The organism is Actinomadura rubrisoli, from assembly GCF_004349215.1.
Lineage (GTDB): Bacteria > Actinomycetota > Actinomycetes > Streptosporangiales > Streptosporangiaceae > Spirillospora > Spirillospora rubrisoli.
Window position 1 is genome coordinate 1 of sequence record NZ_SMKU01000455.1, and the last position, 6,217, is coordinate 6,217.

Consider the following 6,217-nt stretch of genomic DNA (forward strand, 5'->3'; position numbering starts at 1 on the left):
GTGTGGTGGTGGGTGGTGAGGTGTTGGGTGATGGTGCTGGTTTGTTGCCAGAGGGGCCAGGCGAGGCTGGTGTGGGGGTGGCCTTGGGTGGTGGTGTGGTGGGCGAGGGCGTCGAGGTAGGTGTTGGCGGCGGCGTAGTTGGCTTGGCCGGGGTTGCCGAGGGTGGCGGTGAGGCTGGAGTAGTGGGTGAAGGTGGCCAGGTCGGTGGTGCGGGTGAGGTGGTGCAGGTGGTGGGCGGTGTCGGCTTTGGTGGCGACGACGGTGTGGAGTTGGTCGGGGGTGAGGTTCTCGATGGTGGCGTCATCGGTGACGCCCGCCAGATGGAAGACGCCGGTGAGTGGGTGTTCCAGTTCGGCGAGGCGTCGTTCGAGGTCGGCGCGGTCGGCGGGGTTGGTGAGGTCGCAGGCGGTGATGGTGACGGTGGCGGCGCCGAGCCGGGTGAGTTCGTCGGTGAGTTCGGTGGCGTTGGGTGCGTCGGGTCCGCGTCTGCTGAGCAGTAGCAAGTGGCGGATGTTGTGTGTGGTGATGAGGTGTTTGGCGGTGATGGTGCCGAGGGTGCCGGTGCCGCCGGTGATCAGGACGGTGCCGTCGGGGTCGAGGGGTGGGCGGAGGGTGAGGACGACCTTGCCGGTGTGTTTGGCCTGGGCGAGGTGGCGGAAGGCGTCGGGGGCCTGGTGCAGCGGGAACGCCGTCACCGGGAGTGGTGCAAGGGTCCCGTCCTCGAACAGTTCGTAGAGCTCGCCCAAGAGCTGGTGGATGCGGTCGGGTCCCGCGTCCATGAGATCGAAGGGGAGGTACGAGACGTCCGGGTGGTCGTGGGCGACGTCGCGAGGGTCCCTGATGTCGGTTTTACCGATTTCGAGGAAGTGGCCGCCGTTGGGCAGGAGGTCCAGGGAGGCGTTGACGAATTCGCGGGCGAGGGAGTTGAGGATGACGTCCATGCCGGCGTTGTTGGTGGCTTGCTGGAAGCGGTCGCGGAAGGTGAGGTCGCGGGAGGAGGCGATGTGGTCGGCGTGCACGCCTTGTCCGCGGAGGGTTTGCCATTTGGGTGGGCTGGCGGTTCCGTAGACCTCGGCGCCCAGGTGGTGGGCGAGTTGGGTGGCGGCGGTGCCGACGCCGCCGGTGGCGGCGTGGATGAGGACGCGTTGGCCGGGGCGTAGCCGGGCCAGGTCGGTGAAGCCGTAGTAGGCGGTGAGGTAGACGATCGGGACGGACGCGGCCTGAGCAAAGGTCCACCCGTCCGGGATCTTGCACAGGAAACGGTGGTCGGTGACCGTCGTGGGGGACATGCCGCCGATGAACAGGCCCATCACCCGGTCGCCGGGCTTGACGGTGGTGACGTCGGGGGCCGTTTCCAGGACGATGCCCGCACCTTCCGAACCGATCCGCGCCTCGCCGGGATACATGCCGAGCGCGATCATGACGTCACGAAAGTTCACCCCGGCGGCCCGGACCGACAGGCGGACGTGACCTGGGGGGAGTGGCTGGTCGGCCTGCGGGTCGGGGACCAGGGCGAGGTTCTCCAGGGTGCCCTGCTCGGTGACGTCCAGCCGCCAGGGCTCGTCAGGCTCGGTCAGGCCGTCGGAGACGTGCCTGCTGATGCGGGGAAGGTAGAGCCCGCCGTCGCGCACCGCGATCTGATCTTCATCGCCGCCGGCGGCGAGGGTGAGGGCGGGGGTCAGGTCGGTGTGGTCGGTGTGGTCGGTGTCGATGAGCAGGAACTGGCCGGGGTGTTCGGCCTGGGCGGAGCGGACCAGCCCCCAGATCGAGGCGGCGGCGAGGTCGTCGAGATGCTCACCCGGCAGGACCGCGACGGCCCGGCGGGTGACCAGGGCCAACCGGTCTCCGGTGGGTTCCTTCAACCAGGTCTGAACCAGATCCAGGACGTGCGCGAGCACATCATGAAGTTCACCATCAGCCGGAACGTGCGCGATGACAATCCCGTCCGGGATCGGGACATCGACCTCGGCGTCGGCGTCGGCGGCGACAGGGTGGTTGACCCAGCCGAGCCGGTAGAGGTTCTGCGCCGCACCGGCCGCGCCCGTGATCGCGCCTTCGGCGGGCAGCGGACGAAGCGTCAACGCCTCCACCGACAGCACCAGACCGCCGCTGGCGTCCAGCGCCGTGATCGCCACCGTGCCGGGCGCGGTGGGACGGACCGTCGCGTGCAGGACCGTCGCGTCGGCGGCGTGCAGCCGGACGCCCGACCAGGCGAACGGCAGCCGGATCCGCTCCTCGCCCGGATCGAGCCCGAGCGCGTGCAGGACGGCGTCGAGCAGCGCCGGATGCACTCCGAACCCGGCCTTCTCCGTCCCGTCCGGCAGTGCCGCTTCGACGTGCAGGACGTCACCGTCGCGCCACACCGCGCGCAGGCCCCGGAAGGTCGGCCCGTATCCGAGGCCGCTCTCGCCCAGCCGCTCGTACAGGCCGTCCAGGTCGATGGGCTCCGCACCCGGCGGGGGCCATTCCTCGCGCGGCGCGGGCGGTGCCTCGGCGAGGGGCGGTGCGAGCGTCCCGTCTGCGTGCCGCGTCCACACCGATTCCAGCTCCGCGTCGTCTTCGGTGTCCGGTGCGGAGAAGACGGCCACCGGCCGCCGCCCTGAGGCGTCCGCGCCGCCGACCGAGACCTGGACGCGCACCGGGCGGTCGAGCGGCAGCGGCGTCTCCAGCGTCAGTTCTTCGACGCCCGAGCACCCCACCTGGTCGGCCGCGTGCAACGCCAGATCGGCCAGGGCCGTGCCCGGCAGCAGCGCCGTCCCCATGATCGCGTGGTCGCCGAGCCAGGGGTGCGTCGCGACCGACACCCGCCCGGTCAGCAGCAGCCCGTCGCCCCCCGCGAGGGCGACGACCGCCCCCAGCAGCGGGTGCCCGGCCGCGCCGAGCCCCGCGCCGCCGACGTCGCCGCCGCCGGTCCCGCGCAGCCAGTGCTTGGTCCGCTCGAACGCGTAGGTCGGCAGGTCGACCCGTCCCGTCCCGGGCAGCAGCGCCGCCCAGTCCAGCTCGGCGCCGTGGGCGTGGGCGACGGCCAGGGCCCGCGCGTACGAGCGCGCCTCCGGCCGTCCGCGCCGCAGCGGCCCGACCAGTACCGGTTCGGTGGCGCCCGCCGCGACCAGCGGGATCAGCGCGGTGTCGGGCCCGGCCTCGACCCAGGTGGTGACGCCGAGCCCGGCGAGGGTCACGACGCCGTCGCCGAAGCGGACGGCCTCGCGCAACTGCCGCACCCAGTAGCCGGCGTTGAACCCGGTGACGATCTCGCCGTCGAGGTTGGACACGACGGGGATCGCGGGCGGGTGGTAGGTCAGCTTCTCCGCGACCGTGCGGAACTCCGCGAGGATCGGGTCCATGTGGTCGGAGTGGAAGGCGTGGCTGACCCGCAGGAGGCGCGTCTTCCTGCCCCGCTCGGACCAGTCGCGGGCCAGCTCGGCCACCGCGTCGCCGTCGCCGGACACCACGAGGGAGTCCGGGGCGTTGACGGCCGCGAGCGTCACGCCCGGCGTCGGGGCGAGCTCGTCGGGACGGGCCTGGATCGCGGCCATCGCGCCGTGCGCGGGCGCGCTCTGCATGAGCCGCGCCCGGGCGGTGACCAGCGTGCACGCGTCTTCGAGGGTGAGCACACCGGCCAGGTGCGCGGCGGCCAGCTCGCCGATCGAGTGGCCGATCAGGTAGTCAGGGCGCAGGCCGTGATGGGTGAGCAGCCGGTACAGGGCGATCTCCACGGCGAACAGCGCGGGCTGGGCGTGCCGGGTCTGGTCCAGCGACGCCGCGTCCTGGCCCCACATGACGTCGCGCAGCCCGGGGTCGAGCAGCTCCAGCACCTCGTCGAGGGCTTGGGCGAAGACGGGCTGGGCGTCGTACAGCTCCCGGCCCATCCCGATGCGCTGCGATCCCTGACCGGAGAACAGGAACGCCGTCTTGCCGGTCTTCACCCGGCCGACCGCCAGGTCGGGCGAGTCCGCGCCGCCGGCCAGCGCGTCGAGCGCCGCGAGCACCTCGCCTTCGTCCGCGCCGACGAGCACGGCCCGCTCGTCGAACGCGGATCGCGTGGTCGCCAGCGACCGTCCGGCCGCCGCGAGGTCGAGCCCCGGCCGCTCCCGCGCGAGCCGCCGCAGCCGTTCGCCTTGCGCGCGGAGCGCCGCGGCCGACTTCGCCGACACCGGCCACAGCACGGTCCCCGGATCCGAGGCGGCCGGCTCGGCCGGTGCGGCGGGTTCGGGCTCGGGCGCCTCTTGGAGGATCACGTGCGCGTTGGTGCCGCTGATCCCGAACGACGACACCCCTGCCCGGCGCGGACGCCCGCCCGCGGGCCAGGCCCGCTGCTCGGTGAGCAGCCGGACGTCGCCGGACTCCCAGTCGATGTGCGGGGACGGCTCCGCGGCGTGCAGCGTCGCCGGGAGGGCCCCGTGCCGCATCGCCATGATCATCTTGATGATCCCGGCGGCCCCGGCGGCGGCCTGGGTGTGGCCGAGGTTGGACTTGATCGAGCCGAGCCACAGCGGCGCGGTCCGGTTCCGCCCGTAGACGTTGAGCAGCGCCTGCGCCTCGATCGGGTCGCCGAGCGTCGTGCCGGTGCCGTGCGCCTCGACCGCGTCGATCTCGCCGGGGGTGACGCCCGCGCCCGCCAGCGCCGCCTGGATGACGCGCTGCTGGGAGGGGCCGTTGGGGGCGGTGAGCCCGTTGCTGGCGCCGTCCTGGTTGACGGCCGAGCCGGTCACCAGCGCCAGCACCGGATGCCCGTTGCGCCGCGCGTCCGACAGCTTCTCCAGCAGCAGGACGCCCGCGCCCTCGCTCCAGCCGGTGCCGTCTGCGTCGGCGGAGAAGGCCCGGCAGCGGCCGTCTGGGGACAGGCCGCGCTGCTTGGCGAACTCGACGAACGCGCTCGGCGAGGAGATGACGGTGACGCCGCCCGCGAGCGCGAGGTCGCATTCGCCGTTGCGGAGCGCCTGCGCGGCCAGATGGACGGCCACCAGCGAGGACGAGCAGGCCGTGTCGATCGAGACAGACGGGCCTTCGAGCCCCAGCGAGTACGACAGTCGCCCGGACGCGACGCTGGTGGTGGTGCCGGTCGCCAGGTACCCCTCCAGATCGGCCGGGACCTTCCGCAGCCCGTCGCCGTAGTGCTGGGGGATCACGCCGGCGAAGACCGCGGTGCGGGTACCGCGCAGCGCGGCCGGGTCGATCCCGGCCCGCTCGACGGTCTCCCACGCGGTCTCCAGCAGCAGCCGCTGCTGCGGGTCGGTGGCGAGGGCCTCGCGGGGCGACATGCCGAAGAACGCCGCGTCGAACTCGGCGGCGTCGTGGACGAACCCGCCGTGCCGGGCGTAGGTCGTCCCGGGATGGTCGGGGTCGGAGTCGAACAGCGCCTCCAGGTCCCAGCCCCGGTCGGTGGGGAACTCCCCGATCGCGTCGGTCCCCGAGGCGACCAGGTCCCACAGCTCCTCGGGCGAGCGGACGCCGCCGGGCAGCCGGCAGCCCATCGCGACCACGGCGATCGGCTCCCGGCTCACCGCCTCCAGCTCCTGGAGGCGCTTCCTGGCCTGCCGCAGGTCGGCGGTGGCGCGCTTGAGGTAGTCGCGGAACTTCTCTTCATTCCCCATGCGGTGTCAGTCCTCAGCAGGTCTCAGCGGAAGGTCAGGAGATGCTCAGCTCGGTGTCGAGCGTCTCGAAGAGCTCGTCGTCGGTCGCCGCCTCCAGGTCGGAGCCGTCGGCGTCGGCGCCGGCCAGGGTGCGCACCAGCGTCGTGAGCCGTGTCGCCAGGGTCGCGAGGTCGGCGGCGCCGGCCGTCGCGACGGCCGCCTCCAGCCGTTCCAGCTCGGCCAGCACGGACGGGGCCGCGGGCGCGAGCTGCTCCAGCAGGTGCTCGGCGAGCGCGGCGGGCGTCGGGTGGTCGAAGATCAAGGTGGCCGACAGGCGCAGGCCGGTCGCGGTGTTGAGGCGGTTGCGCAGTTCGACGGCGGTCAGCGAGTCGAAGCCGAGGTCCCGGAAGGTCTGCGTGCCGCCGACCGCGTCTCCGGCGGCGTGCCCGAGGACCGTCGAGACGTTCGCGGTCACCGCCTCCAGGACCAGCGCGGTCCGCTGCTCGGCGGTCAGCCCCTCCAGCCGCTCGGCCAGCGACGGGCCGGACAGCGCGGCCGAGGCCGTCGCCCGGCGCCTGCCCCGCAGCAGCCCGCGCAGGACGGGTGGGAGCGCGGGGTGGTGCTGGAGCCGGGCGGTGTCGATG

General features: G+C 73.2%; 2 protein-coding genes. Both read right to left on the reverse strand.

The window, feature by feature from the left end:
- On the reverse strand, positions 1 to 5,594 hold a 5,594-nt coding region (locus E1298_RS42730), incomplete at its 3' end, for a type I polyketide synthase (RefSeq protein ID WP_131903098.1).
- A 34-nt stretch (positions 5,595 to 5,628) separates the two neighbouring features.
- Positions 5,629 to 6,217: phosphopantetheine-binding protein (locus E1298_RS42735; protein ID WP_243726180.1), on the reverse strand; the 589-nt coding region annotated here is incomplete at its 5' end.